This is a genomic window from Levilactobacillus koreensis JCM 16448 (genome assembly GCF_001435525.1).
GTDB lineage: Bacteria > Bacillota > Bacilli > Lactobacillales > Lactobacillaceae > Levilactobacillus > Levilactobacillus koreensis.
Genome location: NZ_AZDP01000071.1, coordinates 30162 through 52669, shown reverse-complemented (window position 1 = coordinate 52669; position 22508 = coordinate 30162). Strand labels below are relative to the sequence as shown.

General features: G+C 51.9%; 23 protein-coding genes. 10 read left to right on the top strand and 13 right to left on the bottom strand.

Annotated elements, in window-relative coordinates; genetic code table 11:
* Positions 1-449: 449 nt before the first annotated feature.
* The 3 genes from FC99_RS06300 to FC99_RS06290 all read left to right on the top strand — a co-directional run bounded on the left by FC99_RS06300 (position 450) and on the right by FC99_RS06290 (position 2134).
* Positions 450-755 carry a cupin domain-containing protein gene (locus FC99_RS06300; RefSeq protein ID WP_156166906.1) on the top strand — a complete coding sequence of 102 codons (306 nt, stop codon included), beginning with the start codon at positions 450-452 and terminating at the stop codon, positions 753-755.
* Between the two features lie 118 nt (positions 756-873).
* Positions 874-1212 (top strand): metal-sulfur cluster assembly factor, encoded by a 339-nt coding sequence (locus tag FC99_RS06295; RefSeq protein ID WP_048733357.1) that lies wholly within the window; start codon positions 874-876, stop codon positions 1210-1212.
* Positions 1213-1240: 28 nt separating this feature from the next.
* Positions 1241-2134 (top strand): helix-turn-helix domain-containing protein, encoded by an 894-nt coding sequence (locus FC99_RS06290; protein ID WP_048733355.1) that lies wholly within the window; start codon positions 1241-1243, stop codon positions 2132-2134.
* 156 nt (positions 2135-2290) lie between these two features.
* Here the strand turns inward: FC99_RS06290 and FC99_RS06285 are convergent, their stop codons facing one another.
* Both FC99_RS06285 and FC99_RS06280 read right to left on the bottom strand, forming a co-directional pair.
* A complete protein-coding gene (locus FC99_RS06285) occupies positions 2291-2578 on the bottom strand; it encodes a helix-turn-helix domain-containing protein (RefSeq protein ID WP_048733354.1) in 288 nt (95 codons plus the stop codon).
* Positions 2578-2943, bottom strand: a complete 366-nt coding sequence (locus FC99_RS06280) for a type II toxin-antitoxin system RelE/ParE family toxin (protein ID WP_048733352.1) — start codon at positions 2941-2943, stop codon at positions 2578-2580. Before FC99_RS06280 ends, FC99_RS06285 begins: the two co-directional genes overlap by 1 nt.
* A 312-nt stretch (positions 2944-3255) precedes the next feature.
* On the opposite strand from FC99_RS06280, the gene FC99_RS06275 reads away from it, so the two are divergent.
* The 3 genes from FC99_RS06275 (at position 3256) to FC99_RS06265 (ending at position 5810) form a co-directional block, all read left to right on the top strand.
* Entirely contained in the window at positions 3256-3537 is a 282-nt protein-coding gene (locus FC99_RS06275) for a hypothetical protein (protein ID WP_048733350.1), read from the top strand.
* 12 nt (positions 3538-3549) lie between these two features.
* Positions 3550-4530, top strand: a complete 981-nt coding sequence (locus FC99_RS06270; RefSeq protein WP_048733348.1) for a hypothetical protein — start codon at positions 3550-3552, stop codon at positions 4528-4530.
* Positions 4531-4892: 362 nt separating this feature from the next.
* Entirely contained in the window at positions 4893-5810 is a 918-nt protein-coding gene (locus FC99_RS06265) for a hypothetical protein (protein ID WP_048733346.1), read from the top strand.
* 99 nt (positions 5811-5909) lie between these two features.
* On the opposite strand, the gene FC99_RS06260 is transcribed toward FC99_RS06265, so the two are convergent.
* From FC99_RS06260 to FC99_RS06210, 11 genes are all read right to left on the bottom strand, one after another.
* The gene (locus tag FC99_RS06260; protein ID WP_053083542.1) at positions 5910-6332 is read right to left on the bottom strand and encodes a helix-turn-helix domain-containing protein; all 423 of its coding nucleotides are present in this window, start codon (positions 6330-6332) and stop codon (positions 5910-5912) included.
* A 607-nt stretch (positions 6333-6939) separates the two neighbouring features.
* On the bottom strand, positions 6940-7593 hold the full coding sequence (locus tag FC99_RS06255) for a response regulator (protein ID WP_048733343.1): 654 nt from the start codon (positions 7591-7593) through the stop codon (positions 6940-6942).
* An 18-nt stretch (positions 7594-7611) separates the two neighbouring features.
* Positions 7612-8640: a sensor histidine kinase gene (locus FC99_RS06250; RefSeq protein WP_048733341.1), complete on the bottom strand. Its 1029-nt coding sequence runs from the start codon at positions 8638-8640 to the stop codon at positions 7612-7614.
* Positions 8641-8663: 23 nt separating this feature from the next.
* Positions 8664-9101 (bottom strand): GAF domain-containing protein, encoded by a 438-nt coding sequence (locus FC99_RS06245; RefSeq protein WP_048733340.1) that lies wholly within the window; start codon positions 9099-9101, stop codon positions 8664-8666.
* A 574-nt stretch (positions 9102-9675) separates the two neighbouring features.
* Positions 9676-9933, bottom strand: coding sequence for a hypothetical protein (locus FC99_RS06240; RefSeq protein WP_048733337.1), 258 nt, complete (start codon positions 9931-9933; stop codon positions 9676-9678).
* On the bottom strand, positions 9923-10492 hold the full coding sequence (locus FC99_RS06235) for a molybdenum cofactor guanylyltransferase (protein WP_048733335.1): 570 nt from the start codon (positions 10490-10492) through the stop codon (positions 9923-9925). The genes FC99_RS06240 and FC99_RS06235 overlap by 11 nt, the downstream gene beginning before the upstream one ends.
* 24 nt (positions 10493-10516) lie before the next feature.
* Positions 10517-10999, bottom strand: a complete 483-nt coding sequence (moaC, locus tag FC99_RS06230; protein WP_048733332.1) for a cyclic pyranopterin monophosphate synthase MoaC — start codon at positions 10997-10999, stop codon at positions 10517-10519.
* Between the two features lie 145 nt (positions 11000-11144).
* The gene (gene mobB / locus FC99_RS06225; protein ID WP_048733331.1) at positions 11145-11633 is read right to left on the bottom strand and encodes a molybdopterin-guanine dinucleotide biosynthesis protein B; all 489 of its coding nucleotides are present in this window, start codon (positions 11631-11633) and stop codon (positions 11145-11147) included.
* A complete protein-coding gene (locus FC99_RS06220; protein WP_048733328.1) occupies positions 11612-12832 on the bottom strand; it encodes a molybdopterin molybdotransferase MoeA in 1221 nt (406 codons plus the stop codon). Before FC99_RS06220 ends, mobB begins: the two co-directional genes overlap by 22 nt.
* Positions 12833-13519: 687 nt before the next feature.
* Positions 13520-13999 carry a MogA/MoaB family molybdenum cofactor biosynthesis protein gene (locus FC99_RS06215; protein WP_048733325.1) on the bottom strand — a complete coding sequence of 160 codons (480 nt, stop codon included), beginning with the start codon at positions 13997-13999 and terminating at the stop codon, positions 13520-13522.
* On the bottom strand, positions 13996-15024 hold the full coding sequence (locus tag FC99_RS06210) for a HesA/MoeB/ThiF family protein (protein WP_048733324.1): 1029 nt from the start codon (positions 15022-15024) through the stop codon (positions 13996-13998). Before FC99_RS06210 ends, FC99_RS06215 begins: the two co-directional genes overlap by 4 nt.
* A 662-nt stretch (positions 15025-15686) precedes the next feature.
* On the opposite strand from FC99_RS06210, the gene FC99_RS06205 reads away from it, so the two are divergent.
* From FC99_RS06205 to narI, 4 genes are read left to right on the top strand one after another with little or no spacing between them, the layout of a single operon-like run.
* Positions 15687-19355: a nitrate reductase subunit alpha gene (locus FC99_RS06205; protein ID WP_048733321.1), complete on the top strand. Its 3669-nt coding sequence runs from the start codon at positions 15687-15689 to the stop codon at positions 19353-19355.
* Entirely contained in the window at positions 19345-20904 is a 1560-nt protein-coding gene (gene narH / locus FC99_RS06200) for a nitrate reductase subunit beta (RefSeq protein WP_048733319.1), read from the top strand. Before FC99_RS06205 ends, narH begins: the two co-directional genes overlap by 11 nt.
* Complete coding sequence (gene narJ / locus FC99_RS06195; RefSeq protein ID WP_048733318.1) at positions 20897-21469, top strand: nitrate reductase molybdenum cofactor assembly chaperone; 573 nt, start codon at positions 20897-20899, stop codon at positions 21467-21469. Before narH ends, narJ begins: the two co-directional genes overlap by 8 nt.
* Positions 21466-22155: a respiratory nitrate reductase subunit gamma gene (gene narI / locus FC99_RS06190; protein ID WP_048733316.1), complete on the top strand. Its 690-nt coding sequence runs from the start codon at positions 21466-21468 to the stop codon at positions 22153-22155. The genes narJ and narI overlap by 4 nt, the downstream gene beginning before the upstream one ends.
* Positions 22156-22508: the final 353 nt, after the last annotated feature.

Below are 22508 nucleotides of genomic sequence, written 5' to 3'. Positions count from 1 at the left end.
GTCTTCAAGCTTGGTTTTCTGCTAAGCCGGCAAGAAACGCCGACCAAGCAGAACGATGCGCCTGAGCCCATATCTGCCGGCCTCTCGGCTTACATAGTGTGCGTAGACAACGAGGATACTGACTGTAACAATCGTTATAGATTGGACCGAAAGCGCTAAGCCGCCATGTCTTCCGACTGCTGTCGTGGTAAAGCACAGTCAGAGCCGGAGGAGGACAGGGATGCAGCCAGCCGTGGTAATATTGTGAGCTGGCCAGAGGCTAGCTCACAATATGGGCGACTTTGAAGACACGCGTTATTCGTGGCTTCAAATCGAGTCGGAGGACCGTTCCTCAGTCCGGAGCGTCCCCACAGCAGGCGGAATTCTTGTCAGCCGGAGTGCGGCCAATTTACACTAATTTATTTAAATTGAATCATAAAAAATAGATGTTACAAGTTACTTTGGAGGTAATGACAGTGCAAGTTTTGAGTGCAGATCCTGAGGTTAAGCAGGGGCCCGACAAGTTGTTGTCGTCCCGGCATTTAGTGGTTACACGATTGGTGATTCCTAAGGGCGAAGCGATTCAACGGCACCGGTCTTTGATGACGGTCACGGTCGTTTCCATTAAGGGTCAAGTCGAATTTCATACGGACGATGACGTCACGACTTTGGTTCCTGGTAAGGCCGTTGTCATGCAGCCCGGCGAATTTCACTGGCTGGAAGCACCAGCAGAAGATGGCGAAGTCATGGTCGTCCATGGCGTTTTAGCCCAATAAAAAGCGTTCAGTCAGAACGTAAGCGACTATACTTAAGGTAATTAATGGATTGTGAGCGAACACAGTGACTTACTCACAATCAATACATGCGGACAAAAGAAAAAGGGAGAGTGCACAGATGGCAGACGGAATTGGCGAAGGCACCGAATTTTCACCGATCGAAAGTAAAGTCATGACCTCACTGGAAGACGTAATCGACCCAGAACTGGGTATCGACATGGTTAACCTGGGGTTGATCTACGACATCAACGTTGACGATGAGGGTCACTGTATTGTTACCATGACCCTGACCACGATGGGGTGCCCACTGGGTAACTTGTTGGCTGACCAAATCAATCAGGCGGTCATGGGCGTTGATGGTGTGACGGCTTGTGAGATTGATTTAGTTTGGGAACCCGCTTGGGATATGGATAAAATGAGTCGGTTTGCAAAGGTTGCTTTGGGGATCCACGGTTAACCACAATCGAAGAATAGGATTGATCAGCATGGACATCAAAAAGTTTGTGGCCCAGCGAAAAGCGCTGCGGCTATCACAAGTAAAATTATCGGCAGGTATCTGTACGCAGGCGACATTGAGTAAATTTGAACGGCAGGGACGGGTGCCGTCTCTGGCCATTTTGGAACAGCTCTGCGCGCGGCTGGGGCTCACGGTTGATGACCTCAACGAAACGCAGGCGACTTCGGTGACGAAGATGCGTGACCGGTTGGATAAGATTGAAAAGCAATTGATGATGGAAGATTACCGTGCCGTGCTGCAGTCCCTCGACGAGATTGACGAGACCAAGATCAACGCGATTCCTCTGAAAATGCAGTTTTACTATTTGCGCGGGATGTTGAATTCCTTGATCAACAAGGGTCCCGATGACGTGCTCTTTGATTTCTCACGAATTTTAAATGGGTTCGATGAGAAGCACGAAACGATTTTTACGCAGCTAGCTTACGTGGGATCTGGCGTGATGTATGGCCGGCGCGAGCAACCGGAAAAGGCGAAATTTTATTTCACGAAGACCCACCGTTACGTGCGGCAGGCCCTAGCCGATTCCCGTGCGGCGGCAGGCAACGACTACTTGCGCTTGCTGACGCTCCTCTTCTACACGGCTGAGTTCTATGCGTTGTCTGGCGATTTTGCCACCAGTAATGATCTGATCAATGCTGGTGTCCTGCTGTGTTCGGACAAGCACGTGACCTACTATTTGCCGCGATTGAAGTTCCTGGCGGCGGAGAATGCCATCACGCAACATCAAGATGCTGACGCCATTCAGCGCCTGATGAACGAGGCGTTGGCCTTCGCGCGGATCAACCATAACGAGGTGGTCGAGGTCAAGGTAGCCGCATTGCGGAGCCGATACGAGAAGCAAGCGGAAAGCGAATCTGAATAGATGCGACGAGGAGCTCGCTGACTAGATTGAGGGTATAAAAGCAAAGGGACCATCAAAGTAGAGGCAGTGCGCCCACTTTGATGGTCCTTTTTGTGCTGGTATTCTATAAAAATTTGAAAGCTATTAATTCTACCGAGAAGTTAACCTGTCTAGTAGTTATGCAAAATTAATTTGTACCGACTTGCCAAAGGCATTTGCAATTTTAGAAATGGTTTCCATACTCGTATTAGCGCCGCTTTCAATCCGTGCAATTGTTGATTGAGGAATGCCAGCTTTTTCGGCCAATTCTTGCTGAGTCCAACCGTAAATTTCTCTTTCATTGCGGACAGCAATCGCGCTTGTTAGTTTGTTTTCTTCAGTTTTAACCTGATTAGCAAAATTACTATCCTGCATATCTTGAGAAAAAAGGTCTTCAACATTAGTTAAATAGTCTTGTTTGGTCATTACGAGTCGTTGTCCTTTCTTTGGTAGTATTCAGCTCTTATTTCCCTAGCATGTTTGATTTCATTTATGGGCGTCTTTTGTGTTTTCTTCGTGAAACCATGGGTGATAATGTATCGGTTATCTTCGTCGTGAAAGTAAAGTCCCCTTTGAATGTTAGAGGCTACTTTTGATCTGAGTTCGTATAAATTAGTGTCTAACTTTTTTACCCATTCCATTTTTGTAGCAACAAGTAGTCCTTGTTGTTCAATGATATGAAGTAGGGCAACCAATTTTTTTCGATCCTTAGTTGGCAAACTTTGATAAAATTCAGCAAATTCATCATGTCCATTGAGTCTACGGTAACTTGTAAAGTTAGGTTTTTTCATAGTCTTATTATAGCTTATACCGCTATTATTATCAATATATAGTATATTAAATGGCTTGAGTAGTTTGAGTCAAGGTTGGGGCTATACGTAGCTGGTATGGAAAATAGATTTGATGTAGGCGTAAGTTGGCTTTTAATATGGATTAGGCTACAGATAGTCCGTTATCGTTTTTAGAGTAACGAAAGGAGTTTCTTCAGAGATTAATGGCTAATCCCAATATGCCAAATTTGAATATATAGTAAAATCCCCAATAGTTCTCGCTCACCTACTCCTTTAGACTAAGATTAAAAGCATCTGAAAGGAGCGGTCATCATGGCCCACAATGTAAGCCAAGACGAAGAATTACTGGGGATTTTAAGCGACGTTTCCACGCACCGGTTCCATCAAGGACGGCAGGTCAACCCAAACTCAATGCTTTACAAAACAGTTGAATTTGCCAATCAGGAGGGGTATTTAGTCGGAGCGAAGTTGGATGCCAACTACAGTCACAGTCTGGCCAGTATCGACTTGACGAAGGCCACTTTGAGCGAGGCCGGCGTGGCGAAGTTACAAGCGCTGACGACCCCGGACGAGACGGAAACACCGGAATCCTAAGGAGCGGAGAGCATGGACGTCAAACAAAAATTAGCAAGTAAATATGATAACGTTGCCATCTACACGTCGGGCTTTTATGCCGACCCGGAAGACGAGCTCGGCACCCGCAGTAAGCTAATGGAAACGTTGAAGTCGTTGGTCATGAACCAACACGCCGACACGCCATTCTCACTACAGATCATGACGACAAATGGTGAAATCAACGTGATGCCGTTGGGCTTGTTGAGTCTGGATGAGCTAAAGACCTATGAGAATGAGCGGCGCCAAAAGAACGGCTTGAACGCCGACGATGACGGTATTCCGTTGGTCGTTCAATTTGCGGCCCACACGGAAAAGAATCAAGTGGTCAAAAAAATCGTGGGCACGACCCAACAGTTATTCAGCGACTTCAACACACAGTTTGCCCTGATCTGGGACGTGGTTAAGGCCGACCTCGAGACGAACCAGAATCTATTGACGACGATCGAGCAGGACTTGATTGCGGATAGTGCCGACGTGCAAAAAGAATACCTGGCCAACTTTAAAGGGATGGACGCCAAGACCCGGCAGGACAAGCTGGGCTTTGAGTTGAAAGACAGCGATATGACGCACTTCAGCGCCTTTATGGCCGACATGCACGAGGTTCAGGCGGTCGTCTTATCCGCGGCGTCCTTCAGCAAGAACGAGATCATCGGTGACGACTTGTTCGCACAGGTCATGAACGACAAGGTCTCCCGCAACACGCTGTTCTGGGTGCTCGACAACACGTTCTATGAGATCCTCTACTACTTTATCGAAAAGTACCGGACCGCTCCCAACGGCGAAAAGATTGTGAAACACCTGCATCATCAGAAACGCCTACTGATCATCAATATGCGGAATGACGCGTTCCAACGGGCGCAAAATTACTTGGAGGACGCGAAGGTCAAGGTCGACATGGACAAATACCTGACCGACATCTTCGTTCCCATCGCCGAACAACTCGCTAGCGAAGTGGATAAGTTTAACAACTAGTTAGACAATACAGGACTTCCTTCGCCTTACCGGCCGGCAGACATGGGCTGGAACGGTGCGAACGCAACTTGAAGCCTCGAAAATCGCAAGTCTTCAAGGTTGGTTTTCTACTAAGCCGGCAAGAAACGCCGACCAAGCAGAACGACGCGCCTGAGCCCATATCTGCCGACCTCTCGGCTTACACGGTATGCGTAGACGACGGAGGTAATGGCTGTAGCAGTCGTTATCGATTTGACCAAATGTGCTAAGCCTTCAGTTTTTCCGACTGTTGTTGTAAAACGCGATTGAAGCCGGAGCGCGGCCAATTTATCCTAACTTAACTTTAACCTTCAGCGTTTAATTTAGAAAATGGAGATGGCGGTATGGCACTGCTTGATTATGATGTGGCTTTAGAAGAAAACTTTCAGCGGTATGCGGCGACCTTACCGCGGCCGTTACCGGACCTGATTGCCGGGAGCGATGCGTCCGCGCGACACTTGCGGCAGGGCGGATATACGTTATTTCAATCTCCCGACCAGCCCGATGATGTGACCGTGGTCGTGGAAACTTTGGCGCTTGCCACGACGCTGAATCCGACGAATTTTTTGCCGACCGCGAGTGTGAATGATCTGGCGATGGGTAAGGCGCGGGCCTATGCGTGTCAGTATCTGTACGGTGAGTTTCACCGACTGTTACAGACGCCCACACTGTCCGATGATGCGCAGCGGTATTGCTTGGCAGAGGCCCAACAGTTGCAGCTAGCCAATCTCGAGCGGCTCCAGTTGAACTTTAACCAACGCGAGCGCATCGCCGATTTCCTCAAAGACACCAAGGCTCGTAGCGCGCGCCTGATGGGGCTGAGCTGTTATGTGGCGGCCAGTGCGGCGGGCGAAGACAGTGCCGTGACCGGGCTGGCGCGTGAAATTGGTGAGACGTTAGGCGTGGCCTTGACCATTTTGAGAGATGCCCAGGAAACGCAGACCATCGCCGACTTTCACGACCGGGTGTTGCGTGGCGACTACCCACTGCCATTGCTATTCGGCTTTGAAAAAGAGGCGGATTACTTCAGCGAGTTCTTCCATCAGGCCCACAAGCCGACCGCTGATCAGTTTGTGACGGCGCAGCAGCTGACCCTGCAGGCTGGTTATGGTCCTGCCGTGGAAATGGCGCAGGAGCTGCTGAACCAGACCGGGTTAGATGTCAAAATGCTGCCACAGGGGCCGACCCATACGGCGCTTGACCGGGTCCTGGAACGGTTAGCTGAGCAGGTCGATCAGAAATTAGCGGAACAGGATAAATAGAAATTTGGACGACTGGCGAGTGTGATGCTGGTCGTTTTTATTTGCCAATGGAACAAGGGTGTAATTTTTTCGGTATGTTAGGAGATACCAGGGGGGGTGTCAGGCATCCTCAGAGGTCAGTGTATTCGTGGTAAACTTTTCGCCGCTCGCCCAACGAAAGAGGTTGTCTTGATATCTAGTCTGAACGCGCTGATCGTTTTCAATCTGTGAAAGGGTGGAGGAACTGAGACCTAGTTTGCTTGCAAACTGACGAACAGTAAGGTTGAGCTTTTTTCTGAGGGTGACAATGTCTTGTGGTGCCAAATAGTTTTTCCGTTGGCGATAGGCTTGAAAGTCGCTTCTAACATTTTCCATAGGGTCGTCAAAGTCTCCCCACAGCTCACCAGCAGCATCTTGCCAGTAGTGATGCAGGACATGTAAATCAGAGATTTCCTTAACGGTAACGGTTTCCATTTTCCATTTTTCGGTGTAGGTCACTTTAGCAGCTATCTCTGGATTATAGAAGGTTTTTTGGTGGCTCATGACTGGCATCTCCTTTCTTAATTCTTGTAAGGGAATTTAAGTGGATACTGAGCGAAATGAAATGATATCCAGATAACAATTCCAGTTGGCTGATCTTGAAGCTTTAGGTAGCATTGTCTGTGAGAAATAGTCAATCCGAATATCCAAATTTCCCCTGGAAGTGGTGGGTGATGGTTATCGAGTTGGGGACCGGAAACATAGTCTTTCCAGTGAAGGGGGTCGAAAATAATTTTGAGCGCAATTGGACTAGTGATTCCGAGTGCAGAAAGAGTCTGGAGGTTTTTTGACGCGGACTTAAATGTCAGTTGAGATAACGACTTCTGATGTTTCTGAGTAACTCACCGATTTCTGTAGGTGTACTCATCTTTCGCACGTCCATTCTCAAATTGATTACTGGCATCAGCATACCACGTTTGTTTCTCAGGGAAAACAAATGTGACCTAAGTTATAGTAAATTCAGCGATAGTCGCTAACGGAATCTATCCGTGGTGTGTAACGCAAGCCAAAAAAGCGTCCCACCGGCCAAATCAAGTTGGCCAGTGGGGCGCAAATAAGTATTGTAATTTTGAGTTAGGACAGTTACCTAACAGACCAAAACAGACGGCGGCTAAAAGTCGATCAGTTCATGGTGGATGGCGTAGCGAATCAGGTCGGCACGGGTCTTTAACGCCAGTTTATGCATAATGTTGGCCTTGTGTGCCTCCACCGTCTTGGTCGAGATGAAGAGCTTCGCCGCAATTTCCTTGTTGGAGTAGCCCAGGGCAATCAGTGGAAAGACCTCGCGTTCCCGTTTAGACAGGCCGTTATAGCCCTTCAAGTCCACGTCGACGCCATCCGAATTGATCTCCTGAACGTCGGTCTTGGTCATGATGATGTTGGCGTCAATGTAATTCTCACCGTTGGCCAGTGACTTTAAGGCCTTGAGGAGCTCATCATCCGACGAACTCTTCATGATGTAAGACATCGCGCCGTTGTGGATGGCCTTATTGATGTATTCCTGTTCCTCGTGCATCGACAGAATCAGGATTCGTACCTTGGGGAAGCGCTCGTGAATCCGCTGAGTGGTGATCAGTCCGCTCTCACCCGGTGGCATGCTGAGGTCCATGATGAGGATGTCGATACCTCCCTGTTCCACGCGCAGGTAGGTCGCGGTCCCGTTGGCTTCCTCGTCGACCACCTTGAAATTGGGTTGTTGGTTGACCAGGTAAGACAGCCCAGACCGCACGACCGCGTGATCATCGGCAACTAACACGTTATACATATGACTAAACAACTCCCTCTACGCAAAAGATACCGGAAACTTTGCTGTGACTGTAGTGCCAGCGCCAGCTTGAGACTTGATCTCAAAAGCGCCGTTGAGTGCCTTGACCCGTTCGTTCATGTTCAATAATCCCAGCGAGTGGCCGTTGAAGCCCTGGTGTTGGGACAGGTCGAAGCCCTTGCCATCGTCGATGATCTCTAAGATGATGAAATGGTTGTGGGCCACCAGTAATAGGTTGATTTCATTGGCCGCTGCGTGTTTCAATGCGTTATTGATCGATTCTTGACCGATACGGTAGAGCACATTTTGCACGTCGGTCGCCAGCCCCTCGGTGGAGGCATTGCCACTGACGGTGATGGTCACGCCAGAGTTCTCCTGCAGGCGCTTGGCGAGGACGCGCAGGGCGGGCAAGAGGCCAAAGCTATCTAGCACGGACGGTCGAATATCGAGGGCCATCCCTTTGACCTCGGCTAGGGTGTCGTTGAGCTGGGTTTCGATGACCTGTGTCAGCTCGTGGATAGCGGCTTCGTCGTTGTCGTCCTCATTGATGCGTCGCACGCCCATGATGGCCGAGTAGACCCCTTGGGCAATGCTGTCGTGGAGGTCGGCGGAAATTTTCTTGCGTTCCTCTTCGTGAGCCCGGTTGACGTATTGGTTGAGTTGCCGTTGTTGGGCAAGTTGGTCCATCCGTTCAATGGTGCCGCGGTTCTTCAGCGTGAGTGAGAAGACGTGCTCGTCGGCATTGATGACGTGATAGATCATGAAGTATTTTAAGGGATGCGGCATGTCCTTGGCTAGCGTGATGGGGATAGAGATCTCCTGCATCGAGTTGCGAATGGCACAGTTAAAACAGTTGTCGGTGGCACTGAATTTTTGTTTAACGGAGGCATCGGCGACCTGCACCAAATAGGTGGGGTCAAGGTGGAGCTCCTGTTCCAGGTCCTGTGCGATCTGATTGCTGACGACGAGGTCATCCTCTTTAAAAATCAGGACGGCGTCGGTTGCCTCGTCGAAGTATTGTTGAATCCACGTGTTCGTTTCTAGCAAAAAGTCGGCCTCCCTTCGCCTGACTAAAAAGCCTGCAGGTATTGGGTGAGCCGACTCACGGTGTCATCTGAAACGGGTTGAGCTGAACGATAGCCGACCAGAAGGACGCCAGTCACCAGGTGAAAACGGGACGACGTTAACGGAATGGCAGCGGCGCTTTGGAGCGCTTCGATCTTAGCTATGGGGGTGTACATCTCATCGCTAAACGTGTACTGCTGCAATTCGTTCTTCCAAAAAGGCTTGCCAGTTCGGACCACTAATCCGGCAATTCCAATACCGCTTCGAAGTACAATTTTTCTGAATTGCTCGCTTTGATTGCCAGCCACGAACAGCCATTTGATGGCGTGTGGTGCCGTGGGTGCCTGCAGGGCGACCCCGACAAAATCAAAGTCGTCTTGCCGGTAGATCCGGTCGACGAGCGTTTGATAATCTTGTTGGCGATCAATTTCTTCTAGAGTCAATCCTTATCCCCCCTATAATACCATTGATTTAGACGTTTGAAACCGCTTTTGGTGAGATTTGTCACAAAAATATCAATTTTTGGAATAATCTAGTATACCCGGCGAACAGTAGTGATCATCCGCGGTGGTGTGGGCTTAGGCAGAGCTACCAGTATTCACCCACTAGTTGAAATGGGACGAATCACCGAGTCGATACCAGTGCAGTCCGTCCCAATTATCACAATTGGCATAATCCCTGCCTCACCTCAGTATTTGGTAAGAATTTACGCCGTTAAATTAGTGTAAACTTACCGCACTCTGGTTCTGAGTGTGTTTTACCACGACAATGGTTGGAAAATGTGGGGACCTAGCGCTTTCAGTCCAATCAATAACGACTGTTACATTTATTATCTCCATCGTCTACGCACACTGTGTAAGCCGGGAAGTCGAAGGGACCGCTACGTAACCCAGTTTCCAGCGGATATTTGTGACCAATCGCAGTCAGTGACCACTAATTTACACTGATTGGCGGCGGTCGTCAATTCTTCTGGCGCGTGGGTATGTCGCAATCAGCGGTTCGGGGTGAGACTAGCTACTAAGCCTGATATTGGCTGGCGACGTCCAGCTTGAAGTCGGGATCAACGAACTGTTGGTAATGGTCGTAGTCCGTTTGGATGGCACGAATCTCGACATCGAGCTTGTCTAGCTTGTCGTCCTTTTCCAGCGACCGCATTTCCTCGTTGACTTCCTGGACTTCATTTTCCAGCAGGGTTCGGCGGATAGTCAGGTCGGTCAGCACTACTTTTAACAGTTTTTGAAAATCAGGTTCACCCATTTGTTCTTTAGTCAGCATGATTAATTTCCTCCAAATAATTGTAGTTCGTAAACGATTCGCTGTTGGGGAAGGTCAAGGGGAGGCATTGGCGGGACCCCTCGATGAACTGGCCGAGGCGAAAGTCGCCCAGCAACAGAAAATCTCTTAACGTGTTCCGCGAGACGCTGAAGTGCGCGATGGTGTAATGGCTGGCCGCAGGGGTCGCCGCAAAACAGTTGGGGTGGTCGGCTACGGCCGCAAGCACGTTGGGGGTGATTCGCGGATAGTCGACTGCCAGCACGAGATAGTCGGTCGTTTGCGGGTGCCGACAACACGCCGCGTAGATGCCACTGAGCGGTCCGTGTTGGACGAACGGCGCCTGATCCGTCACCACGGTAATCGTGGGCACCGCTTGAAACTGTGTGGTCAACGCATCGCCATTTTTCGCATTGGCACTGACAATGACTTCATCGCTGAGTAAACGGAGCTTGTTGACCGCCAACTCGGCATTGTTTACGCGTTCGTGCGGGCAGTGATAGAGTGCCTTGTCGCGGCCGAACCGCGTTGATTTCCCCCCAGCTAATACGAGTCCAATCATGATCTCGTCCCCCTTTGATAACGACTAGTGGTCGCCGTAAACGAAATGTCCGCTCTTGCCGCCATCCTTCTCGACCAGGTGAATATCGCTGATAAGCATGCCTCGGTCGATGGCCTTGCACATGTCGTAGATGGTCAGCAGGGTGACCTGAACGGCCAACAATGCCTCAATTTCAACGCCAGTCACGTGCTTGGTCTTGACCTGCGCGGTGACGGTGACCGTGTCTTGGTGGTTATCCTCGAAATGAATATCGACTCCGGTCAACGGAATCAGGTGGCACATGGGAATCAGCGAGCTGGTCTGCTTGGCCGCCATGATACCGGCCACCTGAGCCACGGCGAGCACGTCGCCCTTTTTGATCTGGCCCTCGTGAATTCGTGTCAACGTGTCGGGATGCATGGTAATTTGACCAGTCGCGCTAGCCACACGGTGGGTGACGGCCTTGTCAGTCACGTCGACCATCTTGGCTCGGTTTTGGTCGTTAAAATGTGTTAATGAATCAGTCACGATTACTCGACTCCTTTTTTAAAGATTAGCGTTCCTAAATGGATGCTAGTGTGTGAATAGGCAGGTTCACCTTGCCGGCCGCCAAAGTGGTCCTTGGTCGATCGGGAAGATGGGCGGCAAAGATTAAGGTTCTGACTTTCAGTTTCTATTCCTGAGCCAACGGTAGCCAATCCGTGAAGAACCAGGTCGTGATGGCGGTCACCCCGGTCAACGTTGCCGCCGGATGGTCGTTTAGGCTGGCGGTCTGGATCACGTTGGAAAATTTGGCGAAGTCGGCAAGGTGGTCTTCTGGGCGTAACAACACCAATTTGGGGTAGGGGGCCGGTTTGAAGCCCTCTATCAAAATGACGTCCACGTCGTCTGGTAACCAGTCGATCAGGGCTGGTGCCGAGACGTCTTGGGGCTGGGACTGATGGTAGAACAGCCCATTAGCGGATTGGAGAATCACGCTGTCGGCGCCAGATGCGGCAAAGCGTGCCGTGTCGGTGCCAGCAACGTCCATGGCGGCGTCGTGAGCGTCGTGCTTGATGACGCTGACCCGGAGTCCTTTGGTATGCAGTGCCTGGGTCAATGCTGCAGTGACCGTCGTTTTGCCACTCTTTTTATAGCCGATTATTTGAAGGGTAACAGCCATGCCGTCACCTGCGCGTTGAGTTTGATGGGCTCGTTGCTGTGCGGAATCTTGACCAAACACGTTGTGGTCTGCAGGTTGCTGAGCGCACCAGACCGGTCGGGACCGTTGGGAACCACGCTGATTTTTCCTTGGTCGTCGGTGTAGGTCGCCCGTAGGATTCGGTCGAAGCCGTTGGTCTTATGGTAGGGCGCAACCAGCGTGGCCGTGACCTGCTTAGTCCGCGTTGGTTGATGGACGAAGCGCCGCAACAGAGGTTCGACGTAAAGGTAGAAGCCGGTGAAGCAGGCGCCGGGATTGCCAGATAGTCCCATGACCAGGGTGTGATCCTGCACGAAGGCCGTTGTCACGCTGCCCGGCCGCTGCTTGATCTTGTTGAAGAGCAGTTCGTCGGCGTCGCGAGCCGTGTCCCCGATGAAGTCAAAGTCGCCCACGGACACACCGCCGTCGGTAATCACGATATCGTTATTGGCGATGGCCCGCTTCAGCGATTTCTGTAGCAGGTCGTTGTCATCGACGAGTTGCTCAACCGTCGTGACCTCCCCGCCGTTTTCGGTGACTAAATGGGGGATCTGGATGCCGTTGCTATTGTAAATTTTTCCAGCTTGTAAGGGCTCGCCAGGCCGCATGAGTTCCGTTCCGGTCGTGATGATGGCGACCTTGGGCTTGCGGTAGACGGTGACGTCTTGAATGCCAAAGGCGGTCAGAATGGCCAGTCCGCCGGGATTTAGCTCGGTGTCGGCAGCCAATAACTCGTCGCCCTCGGAAAATTCGGCGCCGACCTCGGTAATATTGGAGTGCTTTTCGGGAACCAGCACGTTGATGGCCTTGGGGTCGTCGGCAATGTCTCGCGTCTTCTCCAGCATAATGACCACGCCAGCGTTGAGCGGAACGTAGGCACCGGTCATGATCCGGGCCGCTTCATTTTCGCCCAGTGGCCCATCGAAGGTCGCACCGGCGGGAATGTTGCCGACGATGTTGAATTTGTGTGGGTAGTCGTGGTCGTCTTCGGCCCGAATGGCAAAGCCGTCGACACCCGACCGCCGGAAGTGGGGATAGGCAAATGGGGCCGTGACGGTCTCAGCCAAGACACGATGGTTGGCTGCCATAACGGGAATCGTTTCGGTCGAAGTCGGCAGGGGCACGGCAGCCATTTTAGCTTGTGCTTCATCAATTGAAATTGGATATCTTCTAGTTAACATCGAAACCGCTCCTTGTTTATTTTATTTTCAGTTGTAGTGATTGACTTGTATGACATGGACTAAGTGATTAGTTGAGATATTGATTGACGGGTTAGTATGTCGCCAATCGAAATGACGTTTATTTAGAGACTAAAGGTTGAAAGTTCCAAGATACCAGTTCTGCCTGCTCTAGCAACAACATCGGTCCCAAAACTAGGCAACTTGGTAGTCCCTTCGCTTTACCGGCCGGCAGATATGGGCTGGAACGGGGCGAACACAACTTGAAGCCTCGAAAGAACCGAGTCTCCAAGCTTGGTTTTCTACTAAGCCGGCAAGAATCGCCAGCTAAGTAGAACGACGCGCCTGAGCCCATATCTGCCGACTTCTCGGCTTACACAGAGTTCTTAGGCGATGGAGATAATGACTGTAACAGTCGTTATCGATTGGACCGAAAGCGCTAAAACTCCAGGTATTCCGACTGTTGTCGTGGTAACGCACAGTCAGAGCCGGAGGAGGACAGGGATGTAGCCAGCCGTGGAGGTGGTGTTGGCTGGCGCTTCATCAGCCAGCTTACAGCACGGGCGACTTTGGAGACACGCGTTCTTCGTGGCTTCAAAGCGAGCGAGAAGACTGGTGAACTTCCAGTCTGAAGCGTCCCCACAGCAGGCGGAATCCCTGTCAGCCGGAGTGCGGCAATTTTACACTATCTCAATGGTGAGAATCCTTTCGTCGTTCGAACAGCAGATGGGCGAATTCGGGAAGAATCAGCTGGTCCATCGCCGTTTGGCAGGCGTTGGTCGAGCCCGGCAGGCAGTAACATAACTGGTTGCGGTGATTGAAGCCCGCGATGGCCTTGGAGGCTAATGCGCGGGTCCCGACCTCTTTGAACGAAATTTCGCGGAAACTCTCGCCGAAACCAGGAATACTCGTCGTCAGTAGCGGCGTGATGGCCGCAATCGTGACGTCGCGCAGGGCGATACCAGTACCGCCGTTGGTGATGATGATGTCGGGGGCCTGTTGCTCGAACTGAAGAAATTGACTTTGGATGTCGACCACGTCGTCGATCACGACTTGGCGATCGGCCACCTGGACATCGTGAGCCAGCAGGCGTTGCGCGATGAATTTGCCGGATTTATCGTTGTCGAGATTCCGGGTATCGCTGACGGTTAAAATCATGGCCGTTGTCATGATGCACTCACCTCCTGTAAGGGTAGAACTTGGCGCAGACCCGTGAAGAGTCGCGTCGCTGTAGGTAAATCTGGTAGGCCGTAAAGTAAGACCTTACCGTTTTGGAAAATACTGATGGTCGCGTCCTGCCAGTCAAAGGTGATGAATGCCTTGAATTGTCTGACGGACACGTGGCGGTCGACCAGCCAGTCGATCACGGTGGTTAAATTGGGCGTCGTGATCGCCGCGGAATAGGTTTGAGTCCCGCAGAGAACGGAGACGGCTTGTGGTGCGGCTGGTTCGGTGAGATCCCAGTCCGTGTGGTGACAAACGGGGCAGGTCACGGATTTTCTGACCTTAAATTTTTGTTGGTCGAGTTGCCAATTGTCGATGGTCGTCAGGTGATCGAAGTCGACGGTCGGCTTATCGACCAAGTAGTGTAGCGCTAGCGAGACTTGTAGCGCCGACACGAGGGGAACCAGCGCCGTGTTGACGCCAATCAGGTCGCAATCCGTTTGCTTGAGGTCGTCGAGATTAGGGTAGACGCAACTCAGGCAAGCATGGCGCCTTGGGGAGATCGGCATGACGCTTCCAAAGGTCCCAGCACAGCTCGCAAATATGTAATCGAAATCTCGTTTCAGGGCAGCCTTGTTAATCAGGTCGCGGGCCTGGTAGTTGTCGAGGCAGTCGAGCAGGAGGTCAAAGCGGGTGTGTAGCAGTAGGTCGGCAGTTAGCGGCCCGGGGATGGCGTCAATCGTTACCGCGTGATTGATAGCCAGTAGATGGGCCTTTGCAGCGACGACTTTCAGGGTACCCGCAGCGACATCGGCCTCCGTAAATAGCGTTTGTCGTTGGAGGTTGGTGGTCGAAACGACGTCGGGGTCCACCAGAACAAGGTGACCGACGCCGGCACGGACTAACTGTTCAGCCGCATAGCTCCCAAGAGCGCCAGCACCAGCAATCAGAATGGTAGCAGCACTAATTTTAGCTTGGCCGGCCACCCCAATCACCTTCACCCGCTCCTGACGGTCGTAACGTGTTGTCATTACCAACACTCCTTTCTTAAATCTGTTTCTACAGTTGTTTCGCCTGCAGTGAATTAGCAGTAATTATGTATAAAATGTGTGAACGTTGCTAAGTAGAAGAAAATTATTTATGGGACATTACTGGCAATGAGCAGAGTGGTTAGATTTGACCGCACTATGGTTGCCAGAGAGGGAGCGCTCCAGACTGGGAAGCTGATTGCCAACTGCAGAGATCATCTCATGTTGTAAGCGTCTGAGAACTCTTAACGATTGCTACGGTCAGCCGCTCTATTAATCAGCGACGCAATACCTATTTAGGTTTAACTCCCAGTCCAAGCCGGAGGAGGCCAGGTGGAATGCTGTGTCGGTGGTGTTAGTCGGGGTCCTTTCCCGGCTTACAGCACGGGACGGCCTGAGAAACTCACGGGTTAGGTGAGGTTCTTAGGCGCCCTGAAGACTCGTTTTTTTGAGGCTTCAGGTCTGCCCCACAGCATGGAATTTGGCAGCCGCAGGCGAACCAACGAACCAGTAAATTCAACGTAAAAATATAGGTGTTTCCCTAGTCGAAGTATAACAAAGGGCCTGCTACCATAGATATTAGGGAAATGGCTTACTTTTATTGAGATACCAGTTCTCGCCGAAAGTGACACACCATTCGATTCGAATAGAGGAGGTCTTAAAAAGTGAAGAAATCCCGTTTCTTTAAAAACGTCGAGAAATTTAACGGTACATTTACCCAACTGGAGGAACACAACCGCCGCTGGGAAAAGCTCTACCGCGAACGCTGGGCGCATGATAAAGTTGTGCGGACAACACACGGTGTAAACTGTACTGGGTCGTGTAGTTGGAACGTTTACGTCAAACAGGGCATTATCACTTGGGAACATCAAGCTACCGACTACCCATCCTGTGGGGCCAATATGCCGGGTTACGAGCCGCGGGGATGTCCACGTGGTGCCAGCTTCTCTTGGTACGAGTACAGTCCCGTGCGGATCAAGTACCCGTACATTCGGGGGAAGCTCTGGGAACTCTGGTCTGACGCGAAGAAGGACCACGATAATCCCATCGACGCCTGGGCTAGTATCGTTGAGGATCCGGAGAAGACCAAGGTCTACAAGTCAGCGCGGGGTCACGGTGGAATGGTTCGGGTGCACCGGCCAGAAGCCTTAGAGATGATCTCGGCCATGCTGCTGTACACCATCAAGAAATATGGTCCTGACCGGATCGCCGGCTTTACACCCATTCCAGCCATGTCGATGATCAGCTACGCCTCGGGCGCCCGGTTCATTTCCTTACTTGGTGGGGAAATGTTGAGCTTCTACGACTGGTATGCGGACCTGCCGCCTGCTTCTCCTCAAGTCTGGGGTGAGCAGACCGACGTGCCCGAATCCGCCGACTGGTACAACAGCCAATACATTATGATGTGGGGTTCCAACGTGCCGTTGACCCGGACGCCAGATGCCCACTTTATGACCGAATCACGCTACCACGGTGCGAAGATCGTTGCCGTTAGTCCGGACTACGCTGAAAACGTCAAGTTCGCCGACAACTGGTTGGCACCGCATCCTGGGAGTGACGCCGCTTTGGCTCAGGGGATGACCCACGTCATCTTAAAGGAATTCTACCAAGACCGGCAGGAACCTAAATTTAAGAATTACGCCAAGCAATACACCGACCTGCCATTCTTGGTTGAGCTGAAACAGAGTGCGGCGAACCGCGAGGACTACACGTCCGGTCGGTTCGTGCGGGTCTCCGATTTAGCTGGGGACGCGGCCACGGCAAACGCCCAGTGGAAACCAGTCGTCTTCGATCAGAATCACCTGAAGATCGTGGTGCCAAATGGAACGATCGGTCAGCGTTGGGAAGCTGGCAAGCAGTGGAACCTGACGCTAAAGGACGAGGCGGGCAATGATATTGACCCAGCCTTGTCGCTCACTGCCGACCAACACCCCGTCATTGATTTTCCAACCTTTGACGCGGCGGGAAATGGCGTCTTGAAACGCCACGTACCGGCGCAACTTTTGACGTATGTCGATGGCAGCCAACACCTGGTCACCACGGTCTACGACTTGATGATGAGCCAGTATGGGATCAAGCGTGACGCCAACGATGACCTCGCTGCGAGTGGCTATGACGATGTCAATAGTCGCTACACGCCAGCTTGGCAGGAGACCGTCACCGGCGTTAAGCAGAGTCTGGTCATCCAGATCGCGCGTGAATTTGCGCAGAACGCCTTGGATACCGGCGGCAAGACCATGGTGATCATGGGAGCCGGCATCAACCACTGGTTCAACTCCGATATGACTTACCGAGCGATTATTAATAACTTAATGCTCTGTGGGTGTGAAGGGGTCTCCGGTGGGGGCTGGGCACACTATGTTGGTCAAGAAAAGCTCCGGCCACAAGAGGGTTGGGGCACGATTGCCTTTGCCAATGACTGGCAAAAGGGTGGCGCCCGGCAACAAAACGGGACGTCCTTCTTCTACTTCGCTTCCGACCAATGGAAGTACGATGAGCTGGATAACGCGGCGCAGAAGTCACCCGTCAATAAGTCTAAACACAGTTATGAACATGCCGCCGACTACAACCAGATGGCGATTCGCTTAGGCTGGTTGCCGTCCTACCCACAATTTGACCGGAGCTCGTTGTCCTTTGCTAAGGACTACGGCAACGACTTGGCTGAAATTTCCAAGCACGTGGTCAGTGAGCTGAAGAGTGGCGACCTGCACTTTGCCGCCGAAGATCCAGACGCCAAACAAAACCAGCCGAAGGGCCTGTTCATTTGGCGCTCGAACCTGTTTACCTCCTCTGGTAAGGGTCAAGAATACTTTATGAAACACCTGTTGGGAGCTGAAAACGGGTTGCTCGCCAAGACCAATTCCCGTTGCAAGCCAGAAGACATGGTCTGGAACGACGATACGATTACTGGGAAACTCGATCTCGTGATCGACATGGACTTCCGGATGGTAGCGACGCCAATGTATTCCGACGTCATTTTGCCGGCAGCCACTTGGTATGAAAAAGAAGACCTGTCCTCAACCGACATGCATCCGTTTATCCACCCATTCAACGCCGCCATCAGTCCAATGTGGGAGTCCAAGAGTGACTGGCAACAGTTCAAGACACTGGCCAAGACCTTCTCGAACATGGCGAAGAAATACTATGCCGAACCACAGTACGACTTGAAGACCCAACCGCTGGGTCATGATTCCAAGGGCGAAATCAGTCAGCCAATGGGCGTCATCCGCGATTGGAAGAAGGGTGAGGTCGATGCCATTCCGGGCAAGACCATGCCATCGCTTTCACTGATCAAACGGGACTACACGCAGGTTTACGACAAGTACGTTGCCCTCGGGCCGAACGCTCGCGGGAAGGAAGGTGGCCTCGGCTACAGCTACGATGTCACCACCGAATACGACGAGTTAAAGGACATTATCGGTCAATATGACCGCGGCATTAACGCCGGCTGCCCAAAGCTCGATGAGGATAAGAACGTCGTCGATGCCATTCTCCACATCTCCAGTACGTCTAACGGCCATGTCGCTAGCAAGGCTTGGGCCGATGCCGAAACGGTCACCGGTCGTAAGCTCCAAGACATTAGTGCCGGGCGTAAGGAAGACCAGATGTCCTTTAAGAGCATCACGGTCCAACCGGCCGAAGCCATCCCAACGCCGATCTTCTCCTCGGCCAAACACGATGGTGACCGGTACTCACCATTTACGGTCAACATTGAACGGCTCGTGCCATTCCGGACGTTAACGGGTCGGCAACAGTTCTACCTCGACCACGAGATCTTCCAGGAGTACGGGGAGAGCTTGGCCAACTACAAGCCAACGTTGCCACCACAAGTCATGGCGCCTGGCGATACCGAGATCACGCCGGACGACAATGAACTGACCCTGCGTTACATGACGCCGCATGGCAAGTGGAACATCCACACGATGTACTACGACAACTTGGAAATGCTGACGCTGTTTAGAGGGGGCCCGAACGTTTGGTTGAGCCCAATCGACGCGGATAAGGCTGGCATTAAGGACAACGACTGGTTGGAAATCTACAATCGGAATGGAGTCGTGACTGCCAGAGCCGTCGTCTCTCACCGGATGCCTGCCGGGACGATGTACATGTACCACGCTCAGGATATGGAAATTCAAGAACCGCTGTCGACGATTACCGGGAACCGGGGGGGCTCACACAATGCGCCAACCCAGATTCACGTGAAGCCAACGCAGATGGTCGGGGGTTATGGTCAACTGAGTTATGGCTTTAACTACTACGGCCCAATCGGGAATCAGCGGGACCTTTACGTTAACGTTCGTAAGTTAAAGAAGGTGAACTGGAATGAAGATTAAAGCACAAATCGGAATGGTGCTGAACCTCGACAAATGTATCGGGTGCCACACCTGTTCCGTCACTTGCAAAAACACGTGGACCAATCGTCCGGGTGCTGAGTACATGTGGTTTAACAACGTTGAAACCAAGCCCGGCGTGGGGTTCCCTAAGCGCTGGGAAGACGAAGGTCACTACAAGGGTGGCTGGGAACTCAACAGCAAAGGGAAACTCCAGTTACGCGCGGGTAATAAGATCAATAAGGTCGGCCTGGGGAAGATCTTCTACAACCCAGACATGCCCGAACTGGACGATTACTATGAACCGTGGACGTATGATTACCAAACGCTCTTCGGTCCAGAAAAGAAGCACCAACCCGTTGCGCGGGCCCGCTCACAGATCACAGGAAAATTGATGGACCTGAAGACGGGACCTAACTGGGACGATGATTTAGCCGGTTCTCCAGAGTACTTTAAGCAAGATCCGAACATGGACAAGATTGAAACCGATATCAAGGCTAACTTTGAATCGGCCTTCATGATGTACTTGCCGCGACTCTGCGAGCACTGTTTGAACGCACCGTGTGTGGCCTCATGTCCTTCGGGTGCCATGTACAAGCGTGACGAAGACGGCATCGTCTTGGTCGACCAGGAACGTTGCCGTGGGTGGCGTTTCTGCATGACCGGGTGCCCTTACAAGAAGGTCTACTTTAACTGGAAGACCAACAAAGCCGAAAAATGTACGTTCTGCTACCCTCGAATCGAAGAAGGGGAACCGACCGTCTGTGCTGAGACTTGTGTTGGCCGGATTCGCTACATCGGGGCTATGCTCTATGACGCCGATCGAGTCGAAGAAGCCGCCGAGACGCCAGAAGAAGACCAACTGTACGATGCACAACTCGGATTATTTCTGGATCCCAACGACCCAGAAATCGTGGAACAAGCCTTAGCCGATGGAATTTCCGAAGAAATGATCGATGCCGCCCAAAAGTCACCGATCTACCGGATGGCCGTGGAAGAAAAGATTGCCTTCCCACTGCATCCCGAATACCGGACAATGCCAATGGTTTGGTACATTCCCCCGTTATCTCCAGTCATGAGTTACTTTGAAGGCCGCGACTCGATCAAGGACCCCGAGATGATCTTCCCGGGGATCGACGAGATGCGGATTCCAGTCGACTACCTTGCCAGTCTTTTGACCGGTGGGAACGTTGATGCCATCAAGGGAGCACTCTACAAGCTAGCGATGATGCGGCTGTACATGCGTGCGAAGACCAGCGGTAAAGACTTCGATGCGTCCAAATTGGAACGTGTGGGGCTGACCGAGCTGACCGCGACGTCGTTGTACCGGCTGTTAGCAATCGCCAAGTATGAAGACCGCTTCGTTATTCCGAAGAGTCACAAGGAACAAGTTGAGGATGCTCAGAGTGAACAGGGCGGCTTAGGCTACGACGAATGCCAAGGATGCGCGTTAGCACCGCAACATGGCAGTATGTTCAAGAAGGCTGAGGCCGGTGAGTCCACCAACCAGATTTACGCAGAAAGTTTCTATGGGGGGATTTGGCGTGATTAATTTTGACCAGTTAAACGTGCTGAACGACGCCCTCGTAGACTTATCGCGGCTGGTCGACTATCCAGACGACGATACCTTTTCACCGGCTGCGCGGGCTGATTTGGTGGCGACTTACCCGGAAACGGCGCAGAAGGCCAAGCTCCTTAAGGTGTTTGACCAACTGGCCCAGGGGACGCCGCTCCAGCAACAAGAACACTACGCAAATTTATTTGAAATGAACAAGCGCTACACCTTGTACATGAGCTACTATAAGATGACCGACTCGCGGGAACGGGGAACGGTCTTGGCTAAGCTCAAGATGCTCTACGAGATGTTTGGCGTGACCATCGCGGGCAGTGAACTCGCTGACTTTCTGCCGATTCTGCTGGAATTTCTGGCATACGGTAGCTTTGATGGCGACCCGCGGAAGCAAGACCTCAAGCTGGCCTTTCAGGTGATTGAAGACGGCACGTATACGCTGCTGCAGAATGCGGCGGCTGAGATCGACGACCCGTATTTCCAATTGATTCAGGTGGTCCGCGCCGAACTCAGAACCTGCGTTGAAATGGAGGTGCAGGCCTCATGAGTGATTTCTTCTCGATTCTCCTGTGGGTCATCTTCCCGTACGCGATGCTTCTGTCGTTTGTCTTCGGGACGATCATTCGCTTTACCTGGTTCAGAGCGGGTATCACGGCCGTTTCCAGTGAAATGTTGGAAAAACGTAAGTTGATGGTCGGTAGCCTACTGTTCCACGTGGGGATCATTCTGGCGTTCTTTGGCCATATCTTGGGAATCCTGATCCCTAAGACGTGGACGGACTTCTTTGGTATCTCCAATGAAATGTACCATATCTTTGGTTCCTTGATGATGGGGACTGGTGCGGGGCTACTGGCGCTGGCCGGGATGACTATCCTGACTTACCGGCGGTTCACTAACGCACGGGTGTTCATCACCAGCTCGTGGAGCGACTTGATGGTCAACGTGGCCCTCTTGATCACGATTATCTTGGGGTTGGCGTCGACTCTGTCCGGCCCCTTCTTCCCCGGCTTCGATTACCGGGAAACACTGTCCGTCTGGGCACGGTCGTTGTTCTACTTGCAGCCGCATTGGCAGCTGATGGCGACGGTCCCTGTCGTGTACAAGATTCACGTCATTTGTGGGTTCCTGATCTTCGGGTTCTTCCCGTATACGCGCTTGGTCCACGCCATGACCTTGCCGTGGCAGTACATCTTCCGGCGCTACATTGTCTACCGGCGGAAGCCACGAGTTTAGCTTTGATTGATCGTTAAGGATGTTAAAAAACCTTCTACCCTAGTTTGGGGTGGAAGGTTTTTTGGGTAGGCGACGTGTTAGCTGAGGGTTAAAAGATGAAATATCTGTCTCATCCCGGTATCAGCAAGGATTCGCACCATTAAGATAGTGTGAAATTATCGCACTCCGGCTGCCAGGAATTCCGCCTGCTGTGGGGACACTTCAGACTGGAAAATCACCAGTCTTCTCGCTCGCTTTGAAGCCACGAAGACCGCGTGTCTCCAAAGTCGCCCGTGCTGTAAGCTGGCTAATCGCCAGCCAACAGCACCTCCACGGCTGGCTACATCTCTGTCCTCCTCCGGCTCTGACTGTGT